This is a genomic window from Streptomyces sp. NPDC013317 (assembly GCF_055563155.1).
In genome coordinates, this window is the sequence record NZ_JBVHDX010000020.1 from 31,409 (window position 1) to 57,317 (window position 25,909).

Below are 25,909 nucleotides of genomic sequence, written 5' to 3' on the forward strand. Positions count from 1 at the left end.
TACACCTCCGGCACACACGGACGGGGTCGTACCGTTACCAGGTACGGCCCCGCTCTGCTTCTGGAACGGCACACATGACATCGAGCACCGCGCCCACCGCCACGACCGAGCTCGTCATCGGCGGGATGACCTGCGCCTCCTGCGCCGCCCGTGTCGAGAAGAAGCTCAACCGGATGGATGGCGTCACCGCGACCGTCAACTACGCGACGGAGAAGGCGAGGATCGAGCACCCGGCGGGGACGGGGGTCGCCGATCTGATCGCGACGGTCGTCAGGACCGGCTACACCGCGGAGGAGCCCGCTCCTCCCGCCCCGGAGCCCTCGGAGACGGCACGCGAGGCCGATCCCGAGCTCGACTCGCTCCGCACCCGGCTGACCGTCTCGGCGGTGCTCGCCGCGCCGGTCGTCCTGCTCGCCATGGTCCCCGCCCTCCAGTTCGACAACTGGCAGTGGCTCTCCCTCACCCTCGCCGCACCGGTCGTCGTCTGGGGCGGGCTGCCCTTCCACCGCGCCGCCTGGACCAACCTGCGGCACGGCGCCGCGACCATGGACACCCTGGTGTCGATCGGGACGCTGGCCGCCTTCGGCTGGTCGCTGTGGGCCCTGTTCCTCGGCGATGCGGGCATGACCGGCATGCGCCACGGCTTCGACCTCACCACCGGCGGCGCCGACGCCGCCTCCACGATCTACCTGGAGGTCGCCGCCGGCGTCGTCACCTTCATCCTGCTCGGCCGCTACCTGGAGGCCCGGGCCAAGCGGAAGGCGGGCTCCGCGCTGCGCGCCCTGATGGCGCTCGGGGCGAAGGACGTGGCCGTGCTGAGGGACGGTGCGGAGGTGCGGATCCCGGTGGACGCCCTGCGCGCCGGCGAGCTCTTCGTCGTACGGCCCGGCGAGAAGATCGCCACCGACGGGACGGTCGCCGAGGGCGCCTCCGCCGTCGACGCCTCCCTGCTCACCGGCGAGTCCGCACCGGTCGACGTGACGTCCGGCGACCCGGTGACCGGCGGCTGCCTCAACACCTCGGGACGCCTCGTCGTCCGGGCGACCCGGGTCGGCGCCGACACCCAGCTCGCCCGGATGGCCCAGCTGGTCGAGGACGCCCAGAACGGCAAGGCCGAGGTGCAGCGCCTCGCCGACCGGATCTCCGCCGTCTTCGTCCCCGTCGTGCTCTACATCGCCCTCGGCACACTGCTGACCTGGCTGTTCGTGGTCCAGGACACCACGGGCGCGTTCACCGCGGCCGTCGCCGTACTGATCATCGCCTGCCCCTGCGCCCTCGGCCTCGCGACCCCGACCGCGCTCATGGTCGGCACCGGCCGCGGCGCCCAGCTCGGCATCCTGATCAAGGGCCCCGAGGTCCTGGAGTCCACCCACGGCGTCGACACCGTCGTCCTCGACAAGACCGGGACGATCACCACCGGCCGGATGCGGCTGCGGAAGGTGTACGCGTACGACGGCGTGGACGAGACCGAGCTGCTGCGCCTCGCGGGCGCCCTGGAGCACGCCTCCGAGCACCCGGTCGCCCGGGGCGTCGCGGCGGGCGCCGCCGAGCGGCTCGGCGTGCCCGTGGGCGAGCTGCCCGTACCGGCGTCCTTCGAGAGCGTGCCCGGCCTCGGGGTGCGCGGCACGGTCGACGGCCGCACGCTCCTGGTCGGCCGCGCGGCGCTCCTGGAGGCGGAGGGGATCGAGATCCCCGGGGTGCCGGAGCCAGGCGCCGTGCAGGTCGCCTGGGACGGCCGGGCGCGCGGGGCGCTGACGGTCGCCGACGCCGTGAAGGAGACCAGCGCGGAGGCGGTCGCCCGGCTGCGCGCCCTCGGCCTGAGGCCGGTCCTGCTGACCGGGGACGGACGGGCGGTCGCCGAGACGGTGGCGGCGGAGGTGGGCATCGAGGCGGACCAGGTCTTCGCCGAGGTGCTGCCGCAGGAGAAGGTCGACGTCGTGCGGCGCCTCCAGAGGGAGGGCCGGGTCGTCGCGATGGTCGGCGACGGGGTGAACGACGCCGCCGCGCTGGCCACGGCCGACCTGGGTCTGGCCATGGGCACCGGCACGGACGCGGCGATCGAGGCGAGCGATCTGACGCTGGTCCGGGGCGACCTGCGGGTGGCGGCGGACGCCATCCGGCTCGCGCGCCGGACCCTGGCGACGATCAAGGGGAACCTCGCGTGGGCGTTCGGTTACAACGTGGCGGCCCTGCCGCTGGCCGCGTTCGGGTTGCTGAACCCGATGATCGCCGGTTTGGCCATGGCATTTTCGTCCGTATTTGTCGTGACAAACAGCCTGCGACTTCGGAGGTTCACGTGAATTCACCTACACGTGACGCACAGGACCTTCACAAAGAGACCTAGATCACAGATATTTAGGGGTAACCATTCGGGCCGTTCGCGAGTCTAAGTGGGCGATGCCAAGAACGTCTTGGGGGACGTTCATGAGATGTCTTGGGGGACGTCTCAGGCAAGCGTTGGCCGGGGCACGTGCACCGGGGAGCTTTGAGCGGCCCTCCCGTACGTACGTACCCCGGCAGACCGCGTAGACCCGCCTAGCTTCTGCTGAACCCGGCAGACGCCCGGCCCGGATCCCGTGGGGGGAATCCGCACCGGGGATATGGAAAGCGCCCCGCTCGCCGACCCGTGGGGGGATCGGAAGCGGGGCGCTTTTCGTTCAGCGCCTCGTGCGGCGCCTCGTGGAGCGCGCTCGTCGAGCGCCTCATCGGCGCGGCGCCGGGCGCCGCGCGACGAGGAAGCGTGTCAGCGGCCCTCGACCGGGACGAAGTCGCGCAGGACCTCACCCGTGTAGATCTGGCGCGGGCGGCCGATGCGGGAACCCGGCTCCTTGATCATCTCGTGCCACTGGGCGATCCAGCCCGGGAGACGGCCGAGCGCGAAGAGCACGGTGAACATCTCGGTCGGGAAGCCCATCGCGCGGTAGATGAGGCCCGTGTAGAAGTCCACGTTCGGGTAGAGGTTGCGCGAGACGAAGTAGTCGTCGGAGAGCGCGTGCTCCTCCAGCTTGAGCGCGATGTCCAGCAGCTCGTCGGACTTGCCGAGCGCGGAGAGCACGTCGTGCGCCGCGGCCTTGATGATCTTGGCGCGCGGGTCGAAGGACTTGTACACCCGGTGGCCGAAGCCCATCAGGCGGACGCCGTCCTCCTTGTTCTTCACCTTGTTGATGAAGGAGTCGACATCGCCGCCGTTGGCCTGGATGCCTTCCAGCATCTCCAGGACCGACTGGTTGGCGCCACCGTGCAGCGGGCCCCACAGGGCCGAGATGCCGGCGGAGATCGACGCGAACATGTTCGCCTGGCTCGAACCCACCAGACGGACCGTGGACGTCGAACAGTTCTGCTCGTGGTCCGCGTGCAGGATCAGCAGCTTGTCGAGCGCCGAGACCACGACCGGGTCGAGCTCGTACTCCTGGGCCGGGACCGAGAAGGTCATGCGCAGGAAGTTCTCGACGTACCCGAGGTCGTTGCGCGGGTAGACGAAGGGGTGGCCGATCGACTTCTTGTACGCGTACGCCGCGATCGTCGGCAGCTTGGCGAGCAGCCGGATCGTGGAGAGGTGACGCTGCTTCTCGTCGAACGGGTTGTGGCTGTCCTGGTAGAAGGTGGACAGCGCGGAGACCACCGAGGAGAGCATCGCCATCGGGTGGGCGTCCCGGGGGAAGCCGTCGAAGAAGCGCTTGACGTCCTCGTGCAGCAGCGTGTGCTGGGTGATCTCGTTCTTGAAGGTCGCGAGCTCGTCGACCTTGGGAAGCTCACCGTTGATCAGCAGGTACGCCACCTCGAGGAAGGTGGAGCGCTCCGCCAGCTGCTCGATGGGGTAGCCGCGGTACCGCAGAATGCCCTGCTCGCCGTCGAGGTAGGTGATGGCGGATTTATAGGCGGCGGTGTTGCCGTATCCGCTGTCCAGGGTGACCAGACCGGTCTGGGCTCGGAGCTTCCCGATGTCGAAGCCCTTGTCGCCGACGGTGCTCTCGACCACCGGGTAGGTGTATTCACCGTCCGCGTACCGCAGTACTACAGAGTTGTCGCTCACGTCATCCCTCACCGACGTAGTGCCTCTTCTTCGAGGTGCCCTGACTGTCTCTACCATCCCCCATTTGGCTCAGGAGAGTGCACTCGGGGTCGACCATTGGGCCATTTGGCGGCACTCAGTGCCGCCAACCTGCTCATCTTGCCCCCTTCGCCCCGTTCGGGGAAGTCCGGGGTGGTCTTTCACACGGCTGCCGAGAGCCGGTGGGCCAGGGCGGTGAACCGTCTGCCTGCGGAAACCGTGCGAACGGCCTGCGCGATCGCCTTCCGCGAACCGACCAGGACCACCAGCTTCTTCGCCCGGGTGACGGCCGTGTAGAGCAGGTTCCGCTGGAGCATCATCCAGGCGGAGTTGGTGACGGGGATCACGACGGCCGGATACTCGCTGCCCTGCGAACGGTGGATCGTGACGGCGTACGCGTGGGCCAGCTCGTCCAGCTCGTCGAAGTCGTAGCCGACCTCCTCGTCCTCGTCGGTGCGCACGGTCAGCCGCTGCTCGACGGTGTCGAGCGAGGTCACGACGCCGACGGTGCCGTTGAAGACGCCGTTGGCGCCCTTCTCGTAGTTGTTGCGGATCTGGGTGACCTTGTCGCCGACGCGGAAGACCCGGCCGCCGAACCGCTTCTCGGGGAGGTCGGGGCGGGCCGGGGTGATCGCCTGCTGGAGCAGCCCGTTGAGCGCGCCGGCTCCGGCGGGGCCGCGGTGCATGGGCGCCAGGACCTGGACGTCCCGGCGGGGGTCGAGCCCGAACTTGGCGGGAATCCGCCGCGCCGCGACCTCGACGGCGACCCGGGCGGCGTCCTCCGTCTCGTCCTCCGCGAAGAGGAAGAAGTCCGGCAGACCGGTGGTGACGGGTGGCAGACCGGCGTTGATGCGGTGGGCGTTGGTGACGACCCCGGACTGCTGGGCCTGGCGGAAGATCCGGGTCAGCCGGACGGCCGGCACCGGGCTGCCGGGGGCCAGCAGATCGCCGAGCACCTCCCCCGCGCCGACCGAGGGCAGCTGGTCCACGTCACCCACGAGGAGGAGGTGGGCACCGGGTGCCACGGCCTTCACCAGCTTGTTGGCGAGGAGCAGGTCGAGCATGGACGCCTCGTCCACGACGACCAGGTCGGCGTCGAGCGGGCGGTCCCGGTCGTAGGCCGCGTCCCCGCCCGGCTTGAGCTCCAGGAGCCGGTGGACGGTCGACGCGTCGGTACCGGTCAGCTCGGCGAGGCGCTTGGCGGCGCGGCCGGTGGGCGCGGCGAGGACGACCCTGGCCCGCTTGGCCCGGGCCAGCTCCACGATCGAGCGGACGGTGAACGACTTCCCGCACCCCGGGCCGCCGGTGAGGACGGCGACCTTACGGGTCAGGGCGAGCCGCACCGCCTCCTCCTGCTCGGGCGCGAGGGAGGCGCCGGTACGGTCGGCGAGCCAGGCGAGGGCCTTGTCCCAGGCGACGTCCCGGAAGGCCGCCATCCGGTCCTCGGGGGCGTGCAGCAGGCGCTTCGTCTGCGCGGCGAGGGACAGCTCGGCGCGGTGGAACGGGATGAGATACACCGCGGTGACGGGCAGCCCCTCGGGCCCGGGCACGGTCTCCCGCACCACACCCTCCGGATCCTCCGCCAGCTCGGCGAGGCACTCGATGACGAGCCCCGTGTCGACCTGGAGCAGCTTCACGGCCTCGCGGATGAGCTGCTCCTCGGGCAGGAAGCAGTGCCCCTGGTCGGTGGACTGGGACAGGGCGTACTGCAGCCCCGCTTTGACCCGGTCCGGGCTGTCGTGCGGGATGCCGACCGACTGGGCGATCTTGTCGGCGGTGAGGAAGCCGATGCCCCAGACGTCGGCGGCCAGCCGGTAGGGCTGGTTCCGCACGACGGAGATGGAGGCGTCCCCGTACTTCTTGTAGATGCGCACGGCGATGGAAGTGGAGACGCCCACGCCCTGGAGGAAGACCATCACCTCCTTGATCGCCTTCTGCTCCTCCCAGGCGGCGGTGATGTTCTTCGTCCGCTTGGGCCCGAGCCCCGGCACCTCGATCAGCCGGGCCGGAGCGGCCTCCAGGATGTCGAGGGTGTCCACGCCGAAGTGCTGGGTGATGCGGTCGGCGAAGACGGGCCCGATGCCCTTGACCAGCCCGGAGCCGAGGTAGCGGCGTATGCCCTGGACGGTGGCGGGCAGCACGGTCGTGTAGTTCTCGACCGTGAACTGCTTGCCGTACTGCGGATGGGAGCCCCAACGCCCCTGCATCCGCAGCGACTCACCCGGCTGAGCCCCGAGCAGCGCCCCGACGACCGTGAGGAGATCGCCGCCACCGCGCCCGGTGTCGACCCGGGCGACCGTGTACCCGCTCTCCTCGTTGGCATAGGTGATCCGCTCCAGCACCCCTTCGACGACCGCCTGACCCTGACCCTGGTTGGACATGCCCCGACGGTAGCGAAGGCCTCGGACACCCGGACCGCTGATCCGACGTATCTGTGGAAACGCTCAGGCCCTCGCCTTCCCGAGCCGTGCGCCCCGGCTCTCCGCGACCCGCTTGACGTCCCGCAGCGACTCGGCGAGCCGGTGGGCGAGATAGCGCAACTCGCCGCCGCTCGCTCGCCGATCGGCGAGCAACTCGTCGGCATGGCCGAGCAGGTCGCCCGCCATACCGAGCTGGACACTCTCGATGCCGTCCGCGAGACGCGAGACGTAGCCGTCGCCATCGCTCGCGAGGTAGCACGGTTTGCCTCCCTCCCCCGTCCAGGGCAGCAACCGCGCCCCGCCGGTCACGCGGCCACCTCCACGCCGGGGCGGATCGCCAGCCCGTGCGCGGCGATCAACAGCACGCGCCGCCGCTTCTGTCGCCTTTCGTGCGCCGGCAGGTACGGGCGGACCAGCGGACTGTCCTCGCCGCGCAACGGCCGCTCACCGGACCGGTGGCGGGTCGGCCCACCGATGTAGGGACAGGAGTACGGGTGGACGTACGACCCCGGGTCGGCGGTCCGGCGCCGGAGCCGGAACCGGCTGACGAGCCGGGTGAGGAGATCCTTCACCATCAGCCTTCTTTCGTCGCGCTGTGTATCGAACTCCTCACAGCCTGGGGTGGGGCGCGGCTACGATTCCAGTACCGGAGGCTTGACAGCACACCCGTCAGGTTGGGGAGTTGGTCGCATGGAGCAGCGCCGTAAGCCGCGCACACCGCGTGAGAAGTACGGGGAGGAGCTGAGGCTGCGTCGGGTGGCGGCCGGACTCACACAGGAGGCACTCGGCGATCTGGTCGTGTGCTCGCCCACGCTGATCAGCCACTTCGAGGCGGGTAGAAGGCTCCCCAAGCCGGACGACGCGCGGCGGATCGACCGGGCGCTCGGGACGGACGGGTTCTTCGCGCGATGGCTGGAGGACCTGGAGTCGAAGTACGCGGACCACTTCGCTTCGGCGGCCGAGCTGGAAAAGCAGGCCACGCTGATCGAACAGTTCGCGCTGTCGCTGGTTCCCGGCGTGTTCCAGACACCTGACTACGCTCGCGCTCTGTTCCAGGCGTACCGGCCGAATCACACAGCGGAGGAACTTGACGAGGCCGTCGTCATCCACACAAAGCGTTCCCGGCTGCTCGACGGACCGTTGAACCCCGTCATCTGGACACTGCTCGACGAGGCCGTGCTGCGACGCGTGGTCGGGGGACGGCAGGTCATGGCGGAACAGCTGCACAAGATCGCCGACTTGGCCGAGGCCGGACGGATCCGGCTGCACGTACTGCCGAACAGCGCCGGGGCACACGCGCTCATGGAGAGCCTGCTCACTCTCATGAGCTTCGAGGACTCCGCCCCGGTCGCGTACGTGGAAGGCTTCCTCACGGGCAACCTGATGGACGATCCGTCCCTGGTGAACAGCAGTCGCACGGCCTACGCTCTTGCGCTGAGCGATGCACTGTCGCAACAGGAGTCACTGGCCCTGGTCAGGGCAGCAGCAGAGGAACACGCACATGGTCAGCAGTGAGCGCACCGTCGGCGACTCGTCCTCCCTCACCGGGTGGTACAAGTCGAGCTACAGCGGCGGCGGCCAAGGCGAATGCGTCGAGGTCGCCCATGGCCACGCCGGCGTACCCGTCCGCGACAGCAAGGCCGCCACGGGCCCGGCCCTGGTCTTCTCGGCGGACGGCTGGTCCTCCTTCGTCATGGCGGTCAAGCACGGCTGCTTCGACTGCCGTCGCGGCTGACTCGGCGAGGGCCGAGCGGGTATCGAGGACCTCGGACAGCGTGACGTGCCCGTAAGGCAGTTGACGCCTCGAACGCAGCACGTAGAGTCCCGGCGTGAGCGAGACAGACGATCTGACGCCGGCCGAGTCACGTGTCTGGCGGGCCTTTCCGCGCGGAGAATCCGTGGACTTTCGCGCCGCCGAGAACGAGAATCCGGCGCTTGGCGCCACCTGGGGCGCCGAGCGAACCGTACGGGCGAGCGTGCTGCGGAGACTGCTGCTCACGTCTCCGCAGTGCGAGGGTGAGATCGCCGCGCTGAAGATCACGGGGGCGCGCATCACTGGCGTACTGGACCTGAAGTACGCCACGATCGACGCCGCCATCCGGCTGAGCCACTGCCGGTTCGACGACGCTCCCGACCTGTACGGCGCCCAGCTGCGCCAGCTCAACCTGAGCACGTCCGTCCTGCCGGGCCTGACCGCGGCGACCGTGCGGGTCGAGGGGGTGCTGCGGATGACGGACTGCCGCATGCGGGGGCCGGTACGGCTCAGCGGCGCTCAGATATCCGGGGCGCTGTTCATGGAACGGGCGGAGTTCACGGCACTCGACGACTCCGAGCCGGTGCTGCAGCTCAACCAGGTGGCGATCGGCGACGACCTGTGGGCGCCGGAGATGCGCGCACACGGGCAGGTACGTCTCACCGGCGCCACGGTCGCCGGGCGGATCAACGTTCAGGACGCCGAGTTCGCCAAGCCCGACGGCATCGCGCTGGACGCACAGAACCTCACCGTGGGCGCCCACGTACGGGCGCGGTGCATCCGTGCGCAGGGCCGGATCGACCTCCGGGGTGCGCGCATACCGGGCCGTCTGGACCTGCTCCACGCCCACCTGTCGCATCCCGGCGACACGGCGCTACGGGCGAGCAGTTGTGTCATCGGTGAGCTCTGGCTGCGTGGGGGCGACCGCATCGAGGGTGCCCTGAATCTGAGGCGCTCCCAGATAGAGATCCTGACTCTTGAACCGGAGATGCTGCCGGATCAGGTATATCTCGGCAATCTCACGTACACCGTGCTCACCCCGCACGAGCCCGCACCGCGCCGCATCCCGATGCTGGAGCGGGAGGACGGCCGGTACGAGCCGTACGGCTACGAGCAGTTGACGGCGAGCTACCGCCACGCCGGTGACGACGACGCAGCCCGACTCGTCCAACTCGCCAAGCAGCGACGTCGACGCGCCACACTCGCCTGGTACGGGCGCCTGTGGGGATACGTCCAGGACGCGACCGTCGGATACGGCTTCCGCCCGTTGCGCGCGGCAGTCTGGCTGCTGTCCTTCATGGCCGTCGGATCCGTCGCGTACGGCATGGACCACCCACGTCCCCTCAAAGCGGACGAGGCCCCCGAGTTCAACCCCGTCTTCTACACTCTCGACCTGCTGCTGCCGGTCGTCACCTTCGGCCAGGAGTCGGCGTTCGCCCCTGACGGCTGGCACCAGTGGCTGTCGTACGCCCTGATCATCACCGGCTGGATCCTGGCGACGGCGATCGTCACGGGCGTGACCCGCGCGGTCAGCCGCCAATGATCCCCGTCCAGCGGAGGCTCGCCGGGACCCTGGCCGCTTCCCGCCCAGGAGCCCGAGTCCGCAAGGTCCGTCCCCGCGTGCCGAGCGTCGGGAAACGTGACTTCCCGCATGAGTGACGACCCGCTCCGGAACGGCGTAACGCAGGAGCTGGGCGCGGCCGGCTCCATCCGGCCACCTGCCACCCGACGGCACCGGCGGCCGATCGCCCCGGCCCCCGCCCTCAGACCTCCAAGAACCTCTCCACCGTCTCCTCCAGGACCTCCACGCCGTCTCTCGACCAGAGCTCGTCGTTGAAGAGTTCCACCTCGATCGGGCCCCGGTAGCCCGCCTCCTCCACCAGGGCGCACCAGGCCCCCAGGTCGATCGCCCCGTCGCCCAGCGGGCCTCTGCCGTTGAGGACGCCCGCCGGCAAGGGGGTCGTCCAGTCCGCCAGTTGGAAGGCGTGGATGCGGGACGCGGCGCCCGCGCGGGCGACCGCTGCCGGGGCTCGGTCGTCCCACCAGACGTGGTACGTGTCCACCACCACGCCCACCTGCGAGGCCGGGAACCGTTCGGCGATCGCCAGGGCCTGGTCCAGGGTGGAGATCGCGCAGCGGTCCGACGCGTACATCGGGTGGAGGGGTTCGATCGCCAGCCGGACCCCGCGATCGCCCGCGTACGGGGCGAGTTCGGCGATCGCGTCCGTGATCCGGGCGCGGGCCGCCGACAGGTCGCGGCTGCCGGGGGCGAGGCCGCCCGAGACCAGGACCAGGGTGTCCGTGCCCAGGGCCGCCGCCTCGTCGATCGCCGCGCGGTTGTCGTCCAGCGAGTCCGCCGTCGTGAAGAAGCCGCCCCGGCACAGCGACGTGACCGTCAGGCCCGCGTCGCGTACCAGCTCGGCGGCCGCCTCCAGGCCGTACTCCGCGACCGGTTCCCGCCACAGGCCCACGCCCGGAACGGAGAGGCGTACGCACTGCTCGACCAGCTCCGGCAGCGAGAGCTGCCGTACCGTCATCTGGTTGATGCTGAAGCGGGCCAGCGATCCGGCCGTCATCGGCCCACTCCGTACACCGTCAGCAGCGACCTCATCCGGGACTCCGCCAGCTCCGGGTCGGGGAACAGGCCGAGCCCGTCGGCCAGTTCGTACGCCCGGGCCAGGTGCGGCAGCGAACGGGCGGACTGCATGCCGCCGACCATCGTGAAGTGGTCCTGGTGACCCGCCAGCCAGGCGAGGAACACGACCCCCGTCTTGTAGAAGCGGGTCGGTGCCTCGAAGAGGTGGCGGGAGAGCTCCACGGTGGGGTCGAGCAGCGCCCGGAAGCCGTCCACGTCGCCCGTGTCCAGGATCCTCACCCCCTCCGCCGCCAGCGGGCCCAGCGGGTCGAAGATGCCGAGCAGGGCATGGCTGAACCCCTGTTCGTCGCCCGCGATCAGCTCCGGGTAGTGGAAGTCGTCACCGGTGTAGCAGCGCACTCCCTGCGGGAGCCGGCGGCGCAGGTCGATCTCGCGCTGGGCGTCGAGGAGGGAGACCTTGATGCCGTCGACCTTGTCCGGGTGGGCCGCGATGACCTCCAGGAAGGTGTCGGTCGCGGTGTCGAGGTCGGCCGAACCCCAGTAGCCGTCGAGCGCCGGGTCGAACATCGGGCCGAGCCAGTGCAGGATCACCGGTTCGCTCGCCTGGCGCAGGAGATGGCCGTACGTGTCGAGGTAGTCCTCCGGGCCCTCCGCGGCGGCCGCGAGGGCGCGCGAGGCCATCAGGACCGGCTGGGCGCCGGTCTCCTCGACGAGGGCGAGCTGCTCCTCGTACGCCTTGCGGACGGACACGAGGTCTTCGGCTCCGGTGATTTGGTCCGTGCCCACTCCGCACGCGATCCGGCCCCCCACCGCCCTCGCCTCCGCCCCCGAGCGGCGGATCAGCTCCGCCGCGCCCGCCCAGTCGAGGCCCATCCCGCGCTGCGCGGTGTCCATCGCCTCCGCGACTCCGAGGCCCTGCGCCCAGAGGTGGCGGCGGAAGGCGAGCGTGGCGTCCCAGTCGACGGCGGCCGGCCCGTCGGGGGTGGTGTCGGCGTACGGGTCGGCGACGACGTGGGCGGCCGAGAAGACCGTACGGGAGGTCGGCGCGCCGCCCACGGTGGCCGGGGTGCGGGCCGGGCGCGGGCTGTACTCCCGTACTCCGCCCGTGCCGTCGGGGAGGCGGATCACAGCGACACCTCCGGGACCTCCAGGCGCCTGCCCTCGGCCGAGGACCGCAGTCCCAGCTCGGCGAGCTGGACGCCGCGCGCGCCCGCGAGCAGGTCCCAGTGGTACGTCTCGTCGAGGGCGACGTGGCGCAGGAAGAGCTCCCACTGGGCCTTGAAGCCGTTGTCGAAGACGGCGTTGTCCGGGACCTCCTGCCACTGGTCGCGGAAGGGCTCGGTCGCCGGGATGTCCGGGTTCCAGACGGGCTTGGGGGTGGCCGAGCGGTGCTGGACGCGGCAGTCGCGCAGCCCGGCGACGGCGGAGCCGTGGGTGCCGTCGACCTGGAACTCGACGAGCTCGTCGCGGTTGACGCGGACCGTCCAGGAGGAGTTGATCTGGGCGACGGCCCCGCCCTCCAGCTGGAAGATGCCGTACGCGGCGTCGTCGGCGGTCGCGGCGTACGGCTTCCCGTGTTCGTCCCACCGCTCCGGTACGTGCGTGGCGACGTGCGCGGTGACGGCCGTGACCCGGCCGAACAGCTCGTGGAGCACGTACTCCCAGTGCGGGAACATGTCGACGACGATGCCGCCGCCGTCCTCGGCGCGGTAGTTCCAGCTCGGGCGCTGGGCGTCCTGCCAGTCGCCTTCGAAGACCCAGTAGCCGAACTCCCCGCGCACGGACAGGATCCGGCCGAAGAAGCCGCCGTCGATGAGGCGCTTCAGCTTGAGCAGGCCCGGCAGGAAGATCTTGTCCTGGACGACGCCGTGCTTGACGCCCTGCTCCGTGGCGAACCGGGCGAGTTCGAGGGCGCCGGCCAGGTCTCCCGCGGTCGGCTTCTCGGTGTAGACGTGCTTCCCGGCGGCGACGGCCTTGCGGATCGCCTCGACGCGGGCGGAGGTGACCTGGGCGTCGAAGTAGATCTCCACCGTCTCGTCGGCGAGGACGGCGTCGAGGTCGGTGGACCACTCGGTGAGACCGTGCCGTTCGGCGAGCGCGCGCAGGGCGTGCTCGCGGCGGCCGACGAGGACGGGCTCGGGCCAGAGGGTCTCGCCGTTGCCGAGGTCGAGCCCGCCCTGCTCGCGCAGGGCGAGGATGGAGCGGACGAGGTGCTGGCGGTAGCCCATGCGCCCGGTGACGCCGTTCATGGCGATACGGACTGTCCTGCGTGTCACGAAGGTGCCTCCATCACGTGCGTACTCCCAAACAGAAAGCGCTTTCTACGAACGGAGACGCTAGCCTGCCGACAACACACCGGACAAGGGGTCCGCCCTCCTCACCCGGTGCCGCACGCTGGATCCACCGATTTCTCCCCGGAGGTACGCGATGACCGTGACGCTGGCGGATGTGGCCGCGCGTGCCCAGGTCTCCCCCGCCACCGTGTCCCGCGTCCTGAACGGCAACTACCCGGTCGCCGCGTCGACGAGGGAGCGGGTGCTGCGGGCGGTGGACGAGCTGGACTACGTCCTGAACGGGCCCGCGAGCTCACTCGCCGCCGCCACGTCCGACCTGATCGGCATCCTCGTCAACGACATCGCCGACCCCTTCTTCGGGATCATGGCGGGCGCGGCGCAGAACGCGATCGGGGAAGGGGCGCCGGGCCGGGCGGGCGGCGAGAAGCTGGCCGTCGTCTGCAACACGGGCGGCTCGCCCGAGCGCGAACTCACGTACCTCACGCTGCTCCAGCGGCAGCGCGCCGCCGCCGTCATCCTGACCGGCGGGTCCCTGGAGGCCCCGGACCACATGGCGGCCGTGTCGGCGAAGCTCGCGAAGCTGACGGATGCGGGGACCCGGATCGTGCTGTGCGGACGGCCGCCGGTGCGGGGCGACGCGAGCGTGGCGGCGCTCACCTTCGACAACCGGGCGGGGGCGCGGCGGCTCGCCGAGCACCTGCTCTCGCTGGGGCACCGGCGGATCGGCTACGTGGCGGGGCCGGCGGACCGGACGACGACCCGGCACCGGCTGGAGGGTCACCGGGAGGCGCTCGCGGCTGCCGGTGTGGCGGAGGGGCCGACGGTGCACGGCCGGTACGACCGGCGGTCCGGTTACGACGCGACCCTCGAACTCCTGCGCAGGGAGCCTTCGCTGACGGCGGTGGTGGCGGCCAACGACACGGTGGCGCTGGGCGCCTGCGCGGCGCTGCGGGACCGGGGGCTGCGGATCCCGGAGGACGTGTCGGTGGCCGGCTTCGACGACCTGCCGTTCTCGGTCGACGCGGTCCCGGCGCTGACGACGGTACGGCTCCCGCTCCACGACGCGGGCGCCCGTGCGGGCCGCCTCGCGGTGGGCACGGAGGAGCCCCCGCCGGGCGGGGTGACGACGATCCCGGCGGAGCTGCTGGTACGGGACTCCACGGCGCGCCCCCGGGACTGACGAGGCGCGCCCGCGCGCCCCGGCCCTACGCTCCCGCGGGTGCGGCCAGTCCCGTGGCGTCGAGGATCGCGGTCACCGTCTCCTCCACCGACAACTCCGCGTTGTCGATCCAGATGCCGTCGGCCGCGAGTTCCTCGCGCATCGCGCCGTCCAGCGGGGCCCAGTCGGTCGTCAGGCGCTTGTCGCGGGCGTTGTTGCGTTCCCACGCCTTGGCCGGGCCGGGCGCGAGGAAGACCGTGTGGAAGGGCCGGGCCCTCAGGGTCGCGCGGTAGAAGTCGAGGTGGCCGCGGCGGACCACGACGTCGTCGACGACCGGCAGGAACCCGGCGGTCGTGAAGCTGTCCGCCAGCAGGCACGCGTTGCGGGCGCGCAGGAAGATCTGACGGTCGGCCTCCGGATCGTGCTCCATCGTCGGCCAGTGGCCGCCGCTGACGATCAGCTCCTGGAGCCCGTCCACCTCGATGTGCGCGGCCCTCGCGAACCGGGCCGCCAGGGCCGCCGCGACCGTCGACTTGCCGCTGCCGGGGATCCCGCTCAACAGCAGTGCCGCGGGCGCGGGTTCGCGGTCGACCGGCACCAGGTCGAAGGACATCGGGGCTCCTCTCGATCAAGGAACCAAGGTTACAGCCGGACCTGGCCGCACATCGCGGCCCGGCGGGGGCGCCGCCCGGCCTCCCCCGCGCGACAGCGAGGTCAGGGCCACTCCGCCCACGAGCAGTGCCGCCGCGCACCAGCGCAGGGGGCTGACGCCCTCGCCCAGGAAGAGCGCCGCCGAGGACATCCCGAAGACCGGGACCAGGAGCGAGAACGGAGCCACCGACGACGCCGGATAGCGGCGCAGGAGCCATCCCCAGGCGCCGAAGCCGAAGATGGTGACGACCCAGGCGACGTAGAGGACGACGCCCGCGCCCGCCCAGTCGAGCCCGCGCAGCGCCGCGAGATCCCGGTCCGGGCCCTCCAGGAGGAGGGAGAGTGCGAGGAGGGGCAGGATGGGCACGACGCTGACCCAGACCATGAAGTTGAGCGCGTCCGGCGGGGACGCCTTGCGGGTCAGGACGTTGGAGACGCCCCAGCATGCCGCCGCGGCGATGCAGAGCACGAAACCCGCGAGCGGGCCGCTCGCGCCCTCGTCGACCGCCGCCACGCCGATGCCCGCGAGTGCGACCGCCATGCCGACGGTCTTCACCGTCCCCGGCCGTTCGCCGAGCGCGACGAAGGCGAACAGGGCCGTGAAGACCGCCTGGATCTGGAGGATCAGCGAGGAGAGCCCGGCGGGCGCGCCGAGGTCCATGCCCGTGAAGAGAAGGCCGAACTTGGCGACTCCCAGAGCGAGACCCACCCCCACGATCCACTTCCAGGCGACCTTGGGCCGGCCGACCAGGAACACGGCCGGGAGCGCGGCGGCGAGGAAGCGGAGGGCGGAGAAGAGCAGCGGCGGGAAGTGGTCGAGGCCGACCTCGATGACGACGAAGTTGACTCCCCAGAGGGCGGCGACGAGAGCGGCCAGGGCGATGTGGGCAGGGCGCATGGGAGAGAGCGTCACGCATGTCGACCGTGTAGCACCAGCACGTTTCTCTTCATGGTTGGATGAAGCAACTCTTCATCCAACCGGTTCGTCAGGAGCCCGCCGTGCTCGATCTCGGACGTCTGCGCGCCCTCCACGCCGTCGCCGTGCACGGTTCGGTGGGCGCCGCGGCCGCCGCCCTCGGCTTCAGCCCGTCGGCGGTCTCCCAGCAGATCGCCAAGCTGGAGCGCGAGACCCGTACGACCCTGCTCGAACGCCGGGGCCGCGGCGTGCGACTCACCGACGAGGCCCATCAACTGGCCGCCACCGCAGAGCAGTTGCTGGCACTCGTGGAGGAGGCGGAGGTACGGCTCGAAGAGCGGCGCGGGCTCCCCTCGGGGCGCCTGTCGATCGGGTGCTTCGCGAGCGCCGCGCGCGGTCTGATGCCCCGGGTCCTCGCCGAGCTGGCCACCCGTCACCCCGCCCTCGACGCCCGTCTCACGGAGGTCGACCCGCACATCTCGGTCGAGCTCGTCGAGCGCGGGGTGATCGACCTCGCGGTCGCCCACGACTGGGACATCGCACCGATGCCGGTCCCGCCGGGGGTCGAGCACGCGGTGATCGGCGACGACCTGTGCGACGTACTCGTACCGCGCGACCATCCGATGGCGGCGCGCGCGTCGGTGCGGCGCGAGGAGTTGGCGGACGAGCGGTGGATCGCCCAGCCGCCCGGGTCGGTCTGCCACGACTGGCTGATGCGGACGCTGCGGGCCACCGGGTACGAGCCGCGCATCGTCCACCAGGCGGAGGAGAACCACACCCAGGTCGCCCTGGTCGCCGCGGGCCTCGGGATCGCGCTGGTGCCGCGTCTCGGCCGCGGCACCCTGCCGCCCGAGGTGACCCCGATCCGACTGGACCCGATGCCGACGCGCCGGCTGCACGCGCTCTGGCGTACCGGCGCGGCCCGCCGCCCCGCGATCACCGAGACGGTCCGCACGCTCCGGGAGCTCTGGCCCGAGGTCTCCGCCCCGATCTGAACTGACCGCCCGTCCGCACCGCCCGGTCCCGACCGCCCGTCCGCACCGCCGTTCGCGCCGATCCTTGCGCGGATCCTTGACCTGGCAGTTACTTTCGGGCTATCCGTTGCACCTTGGAAGTTTCCTTCACCACTTCCCTCGACCCCGCACGGCCGGAAGGAGCATCAGTGCACCACCGCGCCCCCTCCCGACGCACCCTCCTCACCGTCACCGCCGCCGCCGCGGCCGCCGCCGTCACCGGCGCCGCCCCGCTCGCCCACGCCGAACCGGTCGACGGCGCCCCGTCGGCCGACAGCGCCATGTCGGACGACAGCGCCGAGTCGACCAGGAGCCTCCAGCGGCTCATCTCCCGTATGTCGCTGGAGGAGAAGGTCGGCCAGCTCTTCGTGATGCGGGTGTACGGGCACTCCGCCACCGCGCCCGACCAGGCCGACATCGATGCCAACCTCAAGGAGATCGGCGTCCGCACGGCCGCCGAACTCGTCGAGAAGTACCACGTCGGCGGCGTCATCTACTTCTCCTGGGCGCACAACACCCGTGACCCGCAGCAGATCGCCGAGCTCTCCAACGGCATCCAGCGGGCGGGCCTCGCCCAGCCCACCCCGCTCCCCCTGCTGATCTCCACCGACCAGGAGCACGGCATCGTCTGCCGGGTCGGCAAGCCGGCCACCCTGCTCCCGGGCGCGATGGCGCTCGGCGCCGGGGGGTCCCGCTCCGACGCCCGTGACGCCGCCCGGATCGCGGGCACCGAGCTGGCCGCCCTCGGCATCCGGCAGAACTACGCGCCCGTCGCCGACGTCAACGTCAACCCCGCCAACCCCGTCATCGGCGTCCGCTCCTTCGGCTCCGACCCGCAGGCCGTCGCCACCATGGTGTCCGCCCAGGTCAAGGGGTACCAGCAGGCCGGAATCGCGGCGACCTCCAAGCACTTCCCCGGCCACGGCGACACGGCCACCGACAGCCACTACGGCCTGCCGACCATCACGCACACCCGCGCCCAGTGGGCCGAGCTCGACGCCCCGCCGTTCCGGGCCGCGATCGCCGCCGGCATCGACTCGATCATGACGGCGCACATCGTCGTGCCCGCGCTCGACCCGAGCGAGGACCCGGCGACCCTCTCCCACCCGATCCTGACCGGCATCCTGCGCGAGCAACTCGGCTACGACGGCGTGGTGGTGACCGACTCCCTCGGCATGGAGGGCGTACGGACGAAGTACGGCGACGACCGTGTGCCCGTCCTCGCGCTCAAGGCGGGCGTGGACCAGCTGCTCAACCCGCCGAAGCTGGACGTCGCCTGGAACGCGGTCCTCCAGGCCGTCAAGGGCGGCGAACTGACCGAGGCCCGGATCGACGAGTCCCTCCTGCGGATCCTGCGCCTCAAGGCCAAGCTGGGGCTCTTCCGCCGGCCGTACGTCACCGGTCGGGGGGTGAACCGGGCGGTCGGCACCGCCGCCCACCTGGAGCGCGCCGACCGGATCGCCGAACAGACCACCACCCTGCTCGTCAACACGGGCGGGTTCCTGCCGGTCAGCCGCCGCAGCCACGGCCGCGTGCTGGTCGTCGGCGCCGATCCCGCCTCGCCGTCGGGCACCACGGGACCCCCGACCGGCACCCTGGCCACCGCCTTCGCCGAACTCGGCTTCACCGCCACGGCGCTGTCCACGGGGATCACCCCCACGGCGACGAGGATCGAGGAGGCGGTGGCGGCCGCGGCGGGCAAGGACCTGGTCGTCGTCGGCACGTACAACGTCACGTCGGCCAGCCCCCAGCGCACCCTCGTCGACCGGCTCGTCGCGACCGGGGTGCCCGTCGTGACGGTCGCGATCCGCAACCCGTACGACGTCGCCTGGATCACCGGGCAGCGGGCCACGCTCGCCGCCTACTCCTGGACCGACGTCGAGCTGCGGGCCGCGGTACGGGTCCTCGCGGGCCACGCCCGGCCGCACGGCCGTCTGCCCGTCCCCGTACAGCGGGCGGACGATCCGACGCGGGTGCTGTACCCGGTCGGCCACGGCCTGTCCTACGCGTGACGTAACTCCCGGCCCGGACCCCCCGTTCTCCCTGGCGTGCGCCCGCCCCGGCGGGCCACCCTGGATTCGGAGATCGGGGGGTCTTTCATGCGCGCTCGCGGGAGCGGGGCGGGACTCGCCCTGGCGTGCGCGGGTCTGCTGCTGGCGCTGACCGGCTGTCACGGGGCGTCGGACGGGCGGCCGCCGCGGCCCGTCACGTACACGAGCTCGCCCGACGGCCACGGGGCGATGTTCCTCGGGGCCGGGGACTGCTCCACGCGCGGGACGGTGTTCCGCGAGGTCCCGTGCACCAGCGAGCGGGCCGTCGCGCGGGTGTCCACCCGGTACCAGGGCGCGACCTCGGGCGGTCCGACGTGCCCGGCGACCACGGACTTCGTGCTGCACGTCTCGGAGAGCCGGCCGGCGGCGGACGAGGACGGGGACGGGGCCGTGCCGCGCGGGTACGCCTGCATGCGCAATCTGGAGCCGCCGCATCCGGGCGACCCCGGGAAGGGCGGCGGGCCGCACACGATCGTCGGGGACTGCGTCTCGTCCTCGCGCGAGGGCCGGGTGAAGGAGATGCCGTGCGACGGGTCGGGGGCGGAACGGCCCGCGTTCCGGGTCGCTTCGGCGGTCACGGTCCGCGACCGCTGCCCGCCGTCCACGGCGCTGTTCGTGTCGCTGGGCGGTGAGCGCCCCGTGGGCTGCGCCCGGCGGATGTGACACCGCCGGGCGCAACGGACACCGCTACGGGCGGACGCCCCGCTCCCGGTTCAGTTCGTCGTCCGCCGGCTTGTCGAGGCGGGCGTCGAAGCGGGCCAGGGGCTGCGCGGCCGACGCCGCCGGGGCGTCGACACCGGCCCAGGCGAGGATGCGGGCCGTGGCCTTGGCGCGCTCGGCCTCGACGAGACCGGCGACCTGGGCACCGTGGTTGGCTCCGGGGGCCGTGAAGACGTAGCTGTCACGGGCGCCCTTGCCGACGCGGAACGGCTCCGCTCCCCACGGGTCGTTGCCGCCGTACACGAACAGCATCCGGTTCGCGTTCTTGCGGACCCAGTCGTCCACGTCCCGCATCGCCGACGGCCTGAACGTCGTCGGGATCTCACGCGGCACGAAGTTCCGCGCCGGCTGGTAGCCGTAGCGCGTCAGGCCCTTGAGGTGCGGCAGCTTGATGCTGGGCGAGCCGAGCTCGGTGGCCGCCTGGTAGTAGTACGGCGTGTACGGGTCGAGGCCCTGGTCGGTGTAGAAGGACCAGCCCGAGTAGGCGTCGATCGTCTCGTAGACCTCGTCGTCGGTCGCGGTCGCGGCCTCCGGGACCGAGCCGCAGACGTCCTCGCCGTAGTACTGCCAGAAGCCCCAGACGAAGTCGAGGACGACGGCCTCGTACGCCTTGTCGAGGGTGCCGACGGTGTTGAACGTGGCGCCCTCGGCCTCGGCCCACTCCTTGTACTTCTTCTGCAGCGGCTCGCGGCGGACGAGCGCCTCGCGCTGCATGGCGTTGAGCCGGTCCCGGCACTCCTCGGTCCCGACGGTCTCGAAGAACCGGTCGTACGCCGAGTCCTCCTTGTTGACCACGTCGTTCGGCGCCACGTACGCGACGACGCCGTCCATGTCGCGCGGGTAGAAGCGCTCGTAGTAGGTGGCGGTCATGCCGCCCTTGGAGGCGCCGGTGGAGAGCCACTTCTTCCCGTAGACCTTCTTCAGGGCGGTGAAGATGCGGTGCTGGTCGCTCGCGGCCTGCCAGATGTCGAGCTTCGACCAGTCGGCGGGCTGCGGCCGGGACGGCGTGAAGAACCGGTACTCCATGGAGACCTGGTTGCCGTCGATGATCCGGGTGGGCTCGCGGCGGCTGGGGGTGGTGCTGAGTCCGTAGCCACTGGTGTGGAAGACGGTCGGGCGGTCCGTGTCCTTGTGGAGGACGGAGATCCGCTGCTTGAACGTGCCCTTCCACGGCCGGCGGTGGTCGATCGGCTGGGTGTAGTCGAGGACGAAGAAGCGGTAGCCGGCGTACGGCTTCTCCTCGATGAGGCTCATCCCGGGGATCGCCAGGAGGCGGTCCTTGATGTCCGTGCCGACGGCGCTGTCAGCGGCGGCGGTCGGGCTGCTGCCGGTGGCCGGCTCGGCGGCGGTAGCCGCGCCACTCGCGCCGACGGTGCCTATGAGCACCGTGAGCGACATCAGCCATCGAAGCGACTTGCGCATTCACCCTCCCCTTGATTCACAACGGTGTCGCGAACCTAGCGGGGGCAACGTGCGTACCGCCAGACCCAGTTGGCCCTTACCTCTGCATCGGCACAGGTTTCGGGCCGGGTCTCGGCGGCCCCGGCCTCAGCAGAGGACCCAGCCCGTCGAGCCGCTCCGGCCGTCGATGGAACCCGTGGCGCGGACACAGCGGTTGAGGGCGTGGACGGTGACCGGCCCGGCCTGGCGGGTGAACCGGCCGCTGTCGACGACGGGGCGCCCGCCGCGCGGCTGCAGGGAGACGGACATCGCACGGCGCTCGCCGGGGCGCTTGGCGACGGCGAGGGCGCAGACGTACTGCCGGCTCCGGTAGAGGCGCAGCTCTCCGGTGGCGAAGGTGACGGTCTTGGTGGCCCTGCCGCTGCAGACCGAGGCGGCCTCGGCCCGCGCGGCCCCCGGTCCGGCGAGGGTGAGGACGCCCGCGGTGAGCAGCACCCCCAGCAGACATCCGAGCAGCCGTGCGCCGCGCCCTGCCTTGGTCACACTGGTCCCATCGAACACCTGGATCCCCTCCCGACGCCTTGCCGTACATGCGTACGACGCAGGGGAGGCCTGCGTGGTTGCCTTCATGCGAACGAGGTGGCGACCAGCAGCACGAAGACGGACTCCGCGCCGATCAGGGTCCAGAGCGCGGCCTTGCGGGACGTGGCGGGCTCGGCGGGGGCGTCCGGGGTGCAGAGGGCGTGGATCCAGGCGGCCGCGATGATCACGAAGGTGGCGAGGTAGAGCCAGCCCGGGGTGGAGCCGCAGTGATGGCCGTGGGTGACGCAGCTGGAGGCGTTCTCCGTGGTCAGGGCGAGGAACCCGGCCAGGACCGCGCAGGGCACGAGCAGCAGTCCGGCCCACAGCGCGCGGGTGCGCAGGCGGCGGGCCGGGGTCGCGGGCGGCGGGCCCAGGGCGGAGGGAGAGAGCCAGCCGGGAGACTCGTTGATCATGGCCCGATCGAACCAGGGCGGGACGGGCGGCGGCATGAGCGATGGTACTCATCCCCGCCCGGCTCCCGTACTCACACCGCCGTCGCGGACTCACACCGCCGTCGCGGACTCACACGGCTGTCGCGGGCTCACACCGCCGTCGCCGGCTCCTCCTCGCCGATGAACGCGCGCCACAGCTCCGCGTACCGGCCGTCGCGTGCGAGCAGTTCGTCGTGCGTACCGTCTTCGGCGACGCGGCCGTGCGCCATGAGGATCACGCGGTCGGCGCGGGCCGCCGTGGTCAGGCGGTGGGCGACCACCAGGGTGGTGCGGCGGCCGGCCAAGCGGTCGGTGGCCTGGTTGACCTGGGCCTCGGTGGCCAGGTCGAGCGCGGCCGTCGCCTCGTCGAGGAGCAGGACGTCCGGGTCGACGAGCTCGGCGCGGGCCAGCGCGATCAGCTGGCGCTGTCCGGCGGAGAGGTTGCGGCCGCGTTCGGCGACCTCGTGGAGGTAGCCGCCGTCCAGAGTCGCGATCATGTCGTGGGCGCCGACCGCGCGGGCCGCGGCCTCGACCTCGGCGTCGGTCGCGTCGGGACGGCCGTACGCGATGGCGTCGCGGATCGTCCCCGCGAAGAGGTACGCCTCCTGCGGGACGACGCCGAGCCGGTGGCGGTACGCGGTGAGGTCCAGGTCCCTCAGGTCGGCGCCGTCGGCGGTGACCCGGCCGGCGGTGGGGTCGTAGAACCGTGCGACCAACTTGACCAGCGTGGACTTTCCGGCGCCGGTCTCCCCGACGAAGGCGACGGTCTGCCCGGCCGGGATCCGCAGGTCGATGCCGCTCAGCGCCTCCTCCTCGGAGCCGTAGGCGAAGGACACGTCCTCGAAGGCGATCTCGCCGCGCAGCGAGGGCACCTCCCGGGGCTCGGCGGCGGCCTTCGTCGACGTCGGCTCCTGGAGCAGCTCCTGCATGCGCTTCAGGGAGACGGTCGCCTGCTGGTAGCCGTCGAAGACCTGGGAGAGCTGCTGCACGGGCGCGAAGAAGAGGTCGATGTAGAGGAGGTACGCGACCAGGGCTCCCGTGGTCAGCGTGCCGGCCTCGATCCGGTTCGCGCCGACGATCATCACGGCGGCCGCGGCCACGGAGGAGAGCAGCGTGACGAAGGGGAAGTAGACGGAGATCAGCCACTGGCCGCGGACGCGGGCCTCGCGGTACTCGTCGCTGCGGGCCGCGAACCGGGCCGAGCCGGAGCGCTCGCGGCGGAAGGCCTGGACGATGCGGAGGCCGGCGACGGACTCCTGGAGGTCGGCGTTGACGACGCTGATCCGGTCACGCGCCAGCTCGTACGCCTTCACGCTGGAGCGCCGGAAGAAGTACGTGGCGACGGCGAGGACCGGGAGCGTCGCGAAGACGACCAGGGCGAGCTGGAGATCGAGGACGAGCAGCGCGCCCATGATCCCGAAGAAGGTGGTGACCGAGACGAAGGCGGTGACGAGGCCGGTCTGGAGGAAGGTGGACAGCGCGTCGACGTCCGTCGTCATCCGGGTCATGATCCGGCCGGTCAGCTCGCGCTCGTAGTAGTCCAGGCCGAGCCGCTGGAGCTGGGCGAAGATCTTCAGGCGCAGGGCGTAGAGGACGCGCTCGCCGGTGCGGCCGGTCATCTTGATCTCGGCGGTCTGCGCGACCCACTGCACGAGGACGGTGAGCAGGGCGAGCGCGGAGGCGGCCCAGACGGCGCCGAGGGCGAGCTTGTTCACGCCGTCGTCGATGCCGTGCCGGATGAGGATCGGCAGCAGCAGGCCCATGCCCGCGTCGACGGCGACGAGCCCGAGGCTGACCAGGAGCGGGGTGCGGAAACCGCGCAGCAGGCGGCGCAGCCCGTACGACTCCTCGGGAGTGACCGCGCGCGCCTCGTCGACGTCGGGGGTGTCGGTGGCGGGCGGCAGCGCCTCGACGGCGGCGAGCAGCTCGGGGGTGGCGCCGGGGGCCTGGGACTCCTCGGTGGGTGTCTCCTCCCGTACCCAGAGGGTGGGGGTGATGCCCCGCTCGGCGTCGAACTCGGCGTCCAGCTCGGCGCGCAGCGTGCGGTCCTCGGGCACCTCGGCGCGGACGACGTGGCCGGGCGAGACGCCGCCCAGCTCGTCCGGGTCGGTGAGGAGCCTGCGGTAGAGCGGGGAGCGGCGCTCCAGCTCCTCGTGGGTGCCGACGTCGGAGAGCCGGCCGCCGTCGAGGACGGCGATCCGGTCCGCGAGGCCGAGGGTGGAGCGGCGGTGGGCGATGAGGAGGGTGGTGCGGCCGGCCATCACGGAGGCGAGGGCCTCGTGGATCTCGTGCTCCACGCGCGCGTCGACGGCGGAGGTGGCGTCGTCGAGGAGGAGCAGCCGGGGGTCGGTGAGGATGGCGCGTGCGAGTGCGATGCGCTGGCGCTGGCCGCCGGAGAGGGTGAGGCCGTGCTCGCCGACCTTGGTGTCGTAGCCGTCGGGCAGCTCGGCGATGAAACGGTCCGCCTGGGCGGCGCGGGCGGCGGTCTCGATCTGCTCCTGCGAGGCGTCGGGGTGGCCGTACGCGATGTTGGCCCGGACGGTGTCCGAGAACAGGAAGCTGTCCTCGGGGACGAGCCCGATGGCCGCGCGCAGGGAGTCCTGGGTCAGCTCGCGGACGTCGTGGCCGCCGACGAGGACGGCTCCGTGGTCGACGTCGTAGAAGCGCGGCAGGAGGAGGGAGACGGTCGACTTGCCGCTGCCGGAGGCGCCGACGACGGCAACGGTCTCGCCGGCCCGGATCTCCAGGGAGAACCCGTCGAGGACGGGCCGGCCGTCCTCGTACGCGAAGCCGACGTCGTCGAACTCGACGGTGGCCTCGGCGTCCGCCGGCAGCTCCTTCGTGCCGTCCTCGATGACCGGCTCGGTGTCGATGAGCTCCAGGACGCGGTCCACGCCGGCGCGGGCCTGCTGGGCGACGGTGAGGACCATGGCGAGCATGCGGACGGGGCCGACGAGGGAGGCGAGGTAGGCGGAGAAGGCGACGAAGGTGCCGAGGGTGATCTCACCGCGGGTGGCGAGCCAGCCGCCGAGGGCGAGGACGGCGACCTGGCCGAGGGCCGGGACGGCCTGGAGGGCGGGGGTGTACCGGGAGTTCAGCCGGATGGTGCGCAGCCGCCCGGCGAAGAGCTTGCGGCTGGCTGCGCGGATCTTCCCGGTCTCCTGGTCCTCCTGCCCGAAGCCCTTCACGACCCGGACGCCGGTCACCGAGCCGTCCACGACCCCGGCGACGGCCGCGGCCTGCGCCTGCGCGTACCAGGTGGCGGGGTGGAGGCGGGTGCGGCTGCGCTTGGCGATGAACCAGAGGGCGGGGGCGACGGCGAGGGCGACGAGGGTGAGGGGCAGGGAGAGCCAGGCCATGACGGCCAGCGAGATCAGGAAGAGGAGGAAGTTCCCGATCGTCATCGGGAGCATGAAGAGCAGGCCCTGGATCAGCTGGAGGTCGCTGGTGGCCCGCCCGACGACCTGCCCGGTGGACAGCTCGTCCTGACGGCGGCCGTCGAGGCGGGTGATGGTGCCGTACATCTCGGTACGGAGGTCGTGCTGGACGTCGAGGGCGAGGCGCCCGCCGTAGTAGCGGCGGACGAACGTGAGCCCGTAGACGAGGAGGGCGGCGCCGATGAGGAGGCCGGTCCAGACGGTCAGGGACCGCGTCTTCGCGCCGATGACGTCGTCGATGATCACCTTGGTGATGAGCGGCACGAGCGCGAGGAGCGCCATCCCGCCGAGGGAGGACCCGAGGGCGAGCACGACGTTGGCCTTGTACCGCCAGGCATACCCGGCGAGCCTGCGCGCCCACCCCTGTTCTTTTCGCCCCGCCGCGGCCACGTGTGCCTCCCGTTCGTCCTGCTCTACCGGAAGGCTCCAACGCG

General features: G+C 71.7%; 21 protein-coding genes. 8 read left to right on the forward strand and 13 right to left on the reverse strand.

The annotated features are described in order from the left end of the window. Nucleotides 1-74: 74 nt before the first annotated feature. Nucleotides 75-2,300, forward strand: a complete 2,226-nt coding sequence (locus ACZ3IJ_RS33630) for a heavy metal translocating P-type ATPase (RefSeq protein WP_467474617.1) — start codon at nucleotides 75-77, stop codon at nucleotides 2,298-2,300. Nucleotides 2,301-2,743: 443 nt separating this feature from the next. On the opposite strand, the gene ACZ3IJ_RS33635 is transcribed toward ACZ3IJ_RS33630, so the two are convergent. The 4 genes from ACZ3IJ_RS33635 to ACZ3IJ_RS33650 all read right to left on the reverse strand — a co-directional run bounded on the left by ACZ3IJ_RS33635 (nucleotide 2,744) and on the right by ACZ3IJ_RS33650 (nucleotide 7,046). Further along, nucleotides 2,744-4,033, reverse strand: coding sequence for a citrate synthase (locus ACZ3IJ_RS33635; RefSeq protein WP_352190558.1), 1,290 nt, complete (start codon nucleotides 4,031-4,033; stop codon nucleotides 2,744-2,746). A gap of 179 nt (nucleotides 4,034-4,212) precedes the next feature. Then, nucleotides 4,213-6,432 (reverse strand): SF1B family DNA helicase RecD2, encoded by a 2,220-nt coding sequence (gene recD2 / locus ACZ3IJ_RS33640; protein WP_467474619.1) that lies wholly within the window; start codon nucleotides 6,430-6,432, stop codon nucleotides 4,213-4,215. Nucleotides 6,433-6,495: 63 nt separating this feature from the next. Further along, complete coding sequence (locus ACZ3IJ_RS33645; protein ID WP_467474621.1) at nucleotides 6,496-6,780, reverse strand: hypothetical protein; 285 nt, start codon at nucleotides 6,778-6,780, stop codon at nucleotides 6,496-6,498. Then, nucleotides 6,777-7,046 carry a hypothetical protein gene (locus tag ACZ3IJ_RS33650; protein WP_467474623.1) on the reverse strand — a complete coding sequence of 90 codons (270 nt, stop codon included), beginning with the start codon at nucleotides 7,044-7,046 and terminating at the stop codon, nucleotides 6,777-6,779. Before ACZ3IJ_RS33650 ends, ACZ3IJ_RS33645 begins: the two co-directional genes overlap by 4 nt. 115 nt (nucleotides 7,047-7,161) lie before the next feature. Here ACZ3IJ_RS33650 and ACZ3IJ_RS33655 point away from each other — a divergent pair, with 115 nt between their 5' ends. From ACZ3IJ_RS33655 to ACZ3IJ_RS33665, 3 genes are all read left to right on the forward strand, one after another. Next, complete coding sequence (locus ACZ3IJ_RS33655) at nucleotides 7,162-7,986, forward strand: helix-turn-helix domain-containing protein (protein WP_467474625.1); 825 nt, start codon at nucleotides 7,162-7,164, stop codon at nucleotides 7,984-7,986. After that, nucleotides 7,973-8,206 (forward strand): DUF397 domain-containing protein, encoded by a 234-nt coding sequence (locus tag ACZ3IJ_RS33660; RefSeq protein ID WP_467474627.1) that lies wholly within the window; start codon nucleotides 7,973-7,975, stop codon nucleotides 8,204-8,206. Before ACZ3IJ_RS33655 ends, ACZ3IJ_RS33660 begins: the two co-directional genes overlap by 14 nt. Before the next feature lie 94 nt (nucleotides 8,207-8,300). Beyond that, entirely contained in the window at nucleotides 8,301-9,767 is a 1,467-nt protein-coding gene (locus ACZ3IJ_RS33665) for a membrane-associated oxidoreductase (RefSeq protein ID WP_467474629.1), read from the forward strand. 220 nt (nucleotides 9,768-9,987) lie between these two features. Here the strand turns inward: ACZ3IJ_RS33665 and ACZ3IJ_RS33670 are convergent, their stop codons facing one another. Genes ACZ3IJ_RS33670 through ACZ3IJ_RS33680 form a run of 3 tightly spaced genes read right to left on the reverse strand, consistent with a single transcriptional unit; the run spans nucleotide 9,988 to nucleotide 13,096 of the window. Continuing rightward, nucleotides 9,988-10,800 carry a sugar phosphate isomerase/epimerase family protein gene (locus ACZ3IJ_RS33670; RefSeq protein WP_467474631.1) on the reverse strand — a complete coding sequence of 271 codons (813 nt, stop codon included), beginning with the start codon at nucleotides 10,798-10,800 and terminating at the stop codon, nucleotides 9,988-9,990. Further along, a complete protein-coding gene (locus tag ACZ3IJ_RS33675; protein ID WP_467474633.1) occupies nucleotides 10,797-11,948 on the reverse strand; it encodes a dihydrodipicolinate synthase family protein in 1,152 nt (383 codons plus the stop codon). Before ACZ3IJ_RS33675 ends, ACZ3IJ_RS33670 begins: the two co-directional genes overlap by 4 nt. After that, complete coding sequence (locus ACZ3IJ_RS33680; protein ID WP_467474635.1) at nucleotides 11,945-13,096, reverse strand: Gfo/Idh/MocA family protein; 1,152 nt, start codon at nucleotides 13,094-13,096, stop codon at nucleotides 11,945-11,947. The genes ACZ3IJ_RS33675 and ACZ3IJ_RS33680 overlap by 4 nt, the downstream gene beginning before the upstream one ends. 151 nt (nucleotides 13,097-13,247) lie before the next feature. On the opposite strand from ACZ3IJ_RS33680, the gene ACZ3IJ_RS33685 reads away from it, so the two are divergent. Next, nucleotides 13,248-14,294: a LacI family DNA-binding transcriptional regulator gene (locus tag ACZ3IJ_RS33685; RefSeq protein WP_467474637.1), complete on the forward strand. Its 1,047-nt coding sequence runs from the start codon at nucleotides 13,248-13,250 to the stop codon at nucleotides 14,292-14,294. Nucleotides 14,295-14,319: 25 nt separating this feature from the next. On the opposite strand, the gene ACZ3IJ_RS33690 is transcribed toward ACZ3IJ_RS33685, so the two are convergent. Together ACZ3IJ_RS33690 and ACZ3IJ_RS33695 are read right to left on the reverse strand one after the other, a co-directional pair. After that, complete coding sequence (locus ACZ3IJ_RS33690; RefSeq protein ID WP_467474639.1) at nucleotides 14,320-14,886, reverse strand: AAA family ATPase; 567 nt, start codon at nucleotides 14,884-14,886, stop codon at nucleotides 14,320-14,322. A 15-nt stretch (nucleotides 14,887-14,901) separates the two neighbouring features. Beyond that, complete coding sequence (locus ACZ3IJ_RS33695) at nucleotides 14,902-15,822, reverse strand: EamA family transporter (RefSeq protein WP_467474641.1); 921 nt, start codon at nucleotides 15,820-15,822, stop codon at nucleotides 14,902-14,904. 101 nt (nucleotides 15,823-15,923) lie between these two features. On the opposite strand from ACZ3IJ_RS33695, the gene ACZ3IJ_RS33700 reads away from it, so the two are divergent. The 3 genes from ACZ3IJ_RS33700 (at nucleotide 15,924) to ACZ3IJ_RS33710 (ending at nucleotide 19,567) form a co-directional block, all read left to right on the forward strand. Beyond that, nucleotides 15,924-16,835 (forward strand): LysR family transcriptional regulator, encoded by a 912-nt coding sequence (locus ACZ3IJ_RS33700; RefSeq protein ID WP_467474643.1) that lies wholly within the window; start codon nucleotides 15,924-15,926, stop codon nucleotides 16,833-16,835. 167 nt (nucleotides 16,836-17,002) lie between these two features. Next, nucleotides 17,003-18,865 (forward strand): glycoside hydrolase family 3 protein, encoded by a 1,863-nt coding sequence (locus ACZ3IJ_RS33705; protein WP_467474646.1) that lies wholly within the window; start codon nucleotides 17,003-17,005, stop codon nucleotides 18,863-18,865. A gap of 87 nt (nucleotides 18,866-18,952) precedes the next feature. Further along, complete coding sequence (locus ACZ3IJ_RS33710) at nucleotides 18,953-19,567, forward strand: hypothetical protein (RefSeq protein ID WP_467474648.1); 615 nt, start codon at nucleotides 18,953-18,955, stop codon at nucleotides 19,565-19,567. Between the two features lie 24 nt (nucleotides 19,568-19,591). Here the strand turns inward: ACZ3IJ_RS33710 and ACZ3IJ_RS33715 are convergent, their stop codons facing one another. The 4 genes from ACZ3IJ_RS33715 to ACZ3IJ_RS33730 all read right to left on the reverse strand — a co-directional run bounded on the left by ACZ3IJ_RS33715 (nucleotide 19,592) and on the right by ACZ3IJ_RS33730 (nucleotide 25,865). Then, nucleotides 19,592-21,046, reverse strand: a complete 1,455-nt coding sequence (locus ACZ3IJ_RS33715) for an aminopeptidase (protein WP_467474650.1) — start codon at nucleotides 21,044-21,046, stop codon at nucleotides 19,592-19,594. 126 nt (nucleotides 21,047-21,172) lie between these two features. Further along, nucleotides 21,173-21,568 carry a hypothetical protein gene (locus ACZ3IJ_RS33720; RefSeq protein WP_467474652.1) on the reverse strand — a complete coding sequence of 132 codons (396 nt, stop codon included), beginning with the start codon at nucleotides 21,566-21,568 and terminating at the stop codon, nucleotides 21,173-21,175. A gap of 83 nt (nucleotides 21,569-21,651) precedes the next feature. Next, the gene (locus ACZ3IJ_RS33725; protein ID WP_467474654.1) at nucleotides 21,652-22,020 is read right to left on the reverse strand and encodes a hypothetical protein; all 369 of its coding nucleotides are present in this window, start codon (nucleotides 22,018-22,020) and stop codon (nucleotides 21,652-21,654) included. A 128-nt stretch (nucleotides 22,021-22,148) separates the two neighbouring features. Further along, nucleotides 22,149-25,865: an ABC transporter ATP-binding protein gene (locus ACZ3IJ_RS33730; protein WP_467474656.1), complete on the reverse strand. Its 3,717-nt coding sequence runs from the start codon at nucleotides 25,863-25,865 to the stop codon at nucleotides 22,149-22,151. Nucleotides 25,866-25,909 lie beyond the last annotated feature (44 nt).

Bases quoted from the DNA above. Each gene is read 5' to 3' on its own strand.
- ACZ3IJ_RS33670 (WP_467474631.1), bottom strand. From the start codon at position 10,800: ATGACGGCCGGATCGCTGGCCCGCTTCAGCATCAACCAGATGACGGTA.
- ACZ3IJ_RS33690 (WP_467474639.1), bottom strand. From the start codon at position 14,886: ATGTCCTTCGACCTGGTGCCGGTCGACCGCGAACCCGCGCCCGCGGCA.
- ACZ3IJ_RS33710 (WP_467474648.1), top strand. From the start codon at position 18,953: ATGCGCGCTCGCGGGAGCGGGGCGGGACTCGCCCTGGCGTGCGCGGGT.
- ACZ3IJ_RS33660 (WP_467474627.1), top strand. From the start codon at position 7,973: ATGGTCAGCAGTGAGCGCACCGTCGGCGACTCGTCCTCCCTCACCGGG.
- ACZ3IJ_RS33725 (WP_467474654.1), bottom strand. From the start codon at position 22,020: ATGATCAACGAGTCTCCCGGCTGGCTCTCTCCCTCCGCCCTGGGCCCG.
- ACZ3IJ_RS33650 (WP_467474623.1), bottom strand. From the start codon at position 7,046: ATGGTGAAGGATCTCCTCACCCGGCTCGTCAGCCGGTTCCGGCTCCGG.
- ACZ3IJ_RS33630 (WP_467474617.1), top strand. From the start codon at position 75: ATGACATCGAGCACCGCGCCCACCGCCACGACCGAGCTCGTCATCGGC.
- ACZ3IJ_RS33715 (WP_467474650.1), bottom strand. From the start codon at position 21,046: ATGCGCAAGTCGCTTCGATGGCTGATGTCGCTCACGGTGCTCATAGGC.
- ACZ3IJ_RS33695 (WP_467474641.1), bottom strand. From the start codon at position 15,822: ATGCGCCCTGCCCACATCGCCCTGGCCGCTCTCGTCGCCGCCCTCTGG.
- ACZ3IJ_RS33655 (WP_467474625.1), top strand. From the start codon at position 7,162: ATGGAGCAGCGCCGTAAGCCGCGCACACCGCGTGAGAAGTACGGGGAG.
- recD2 (WP_467474619.1), bottom strand. From the start codon at position 6,432: ATGTCCAACCAGGGTCAGGGTCAGGCGGTCGTCGAAGGGGTGCTGGAG.
- ACZ3IJ_RS33685 (WP_467474637.1), top strand. From the start codon at position 13,248: ATGACCGTGACGCTGGCGGATGTGGCCGCGCGTGCCCAGGTCTCCCCC.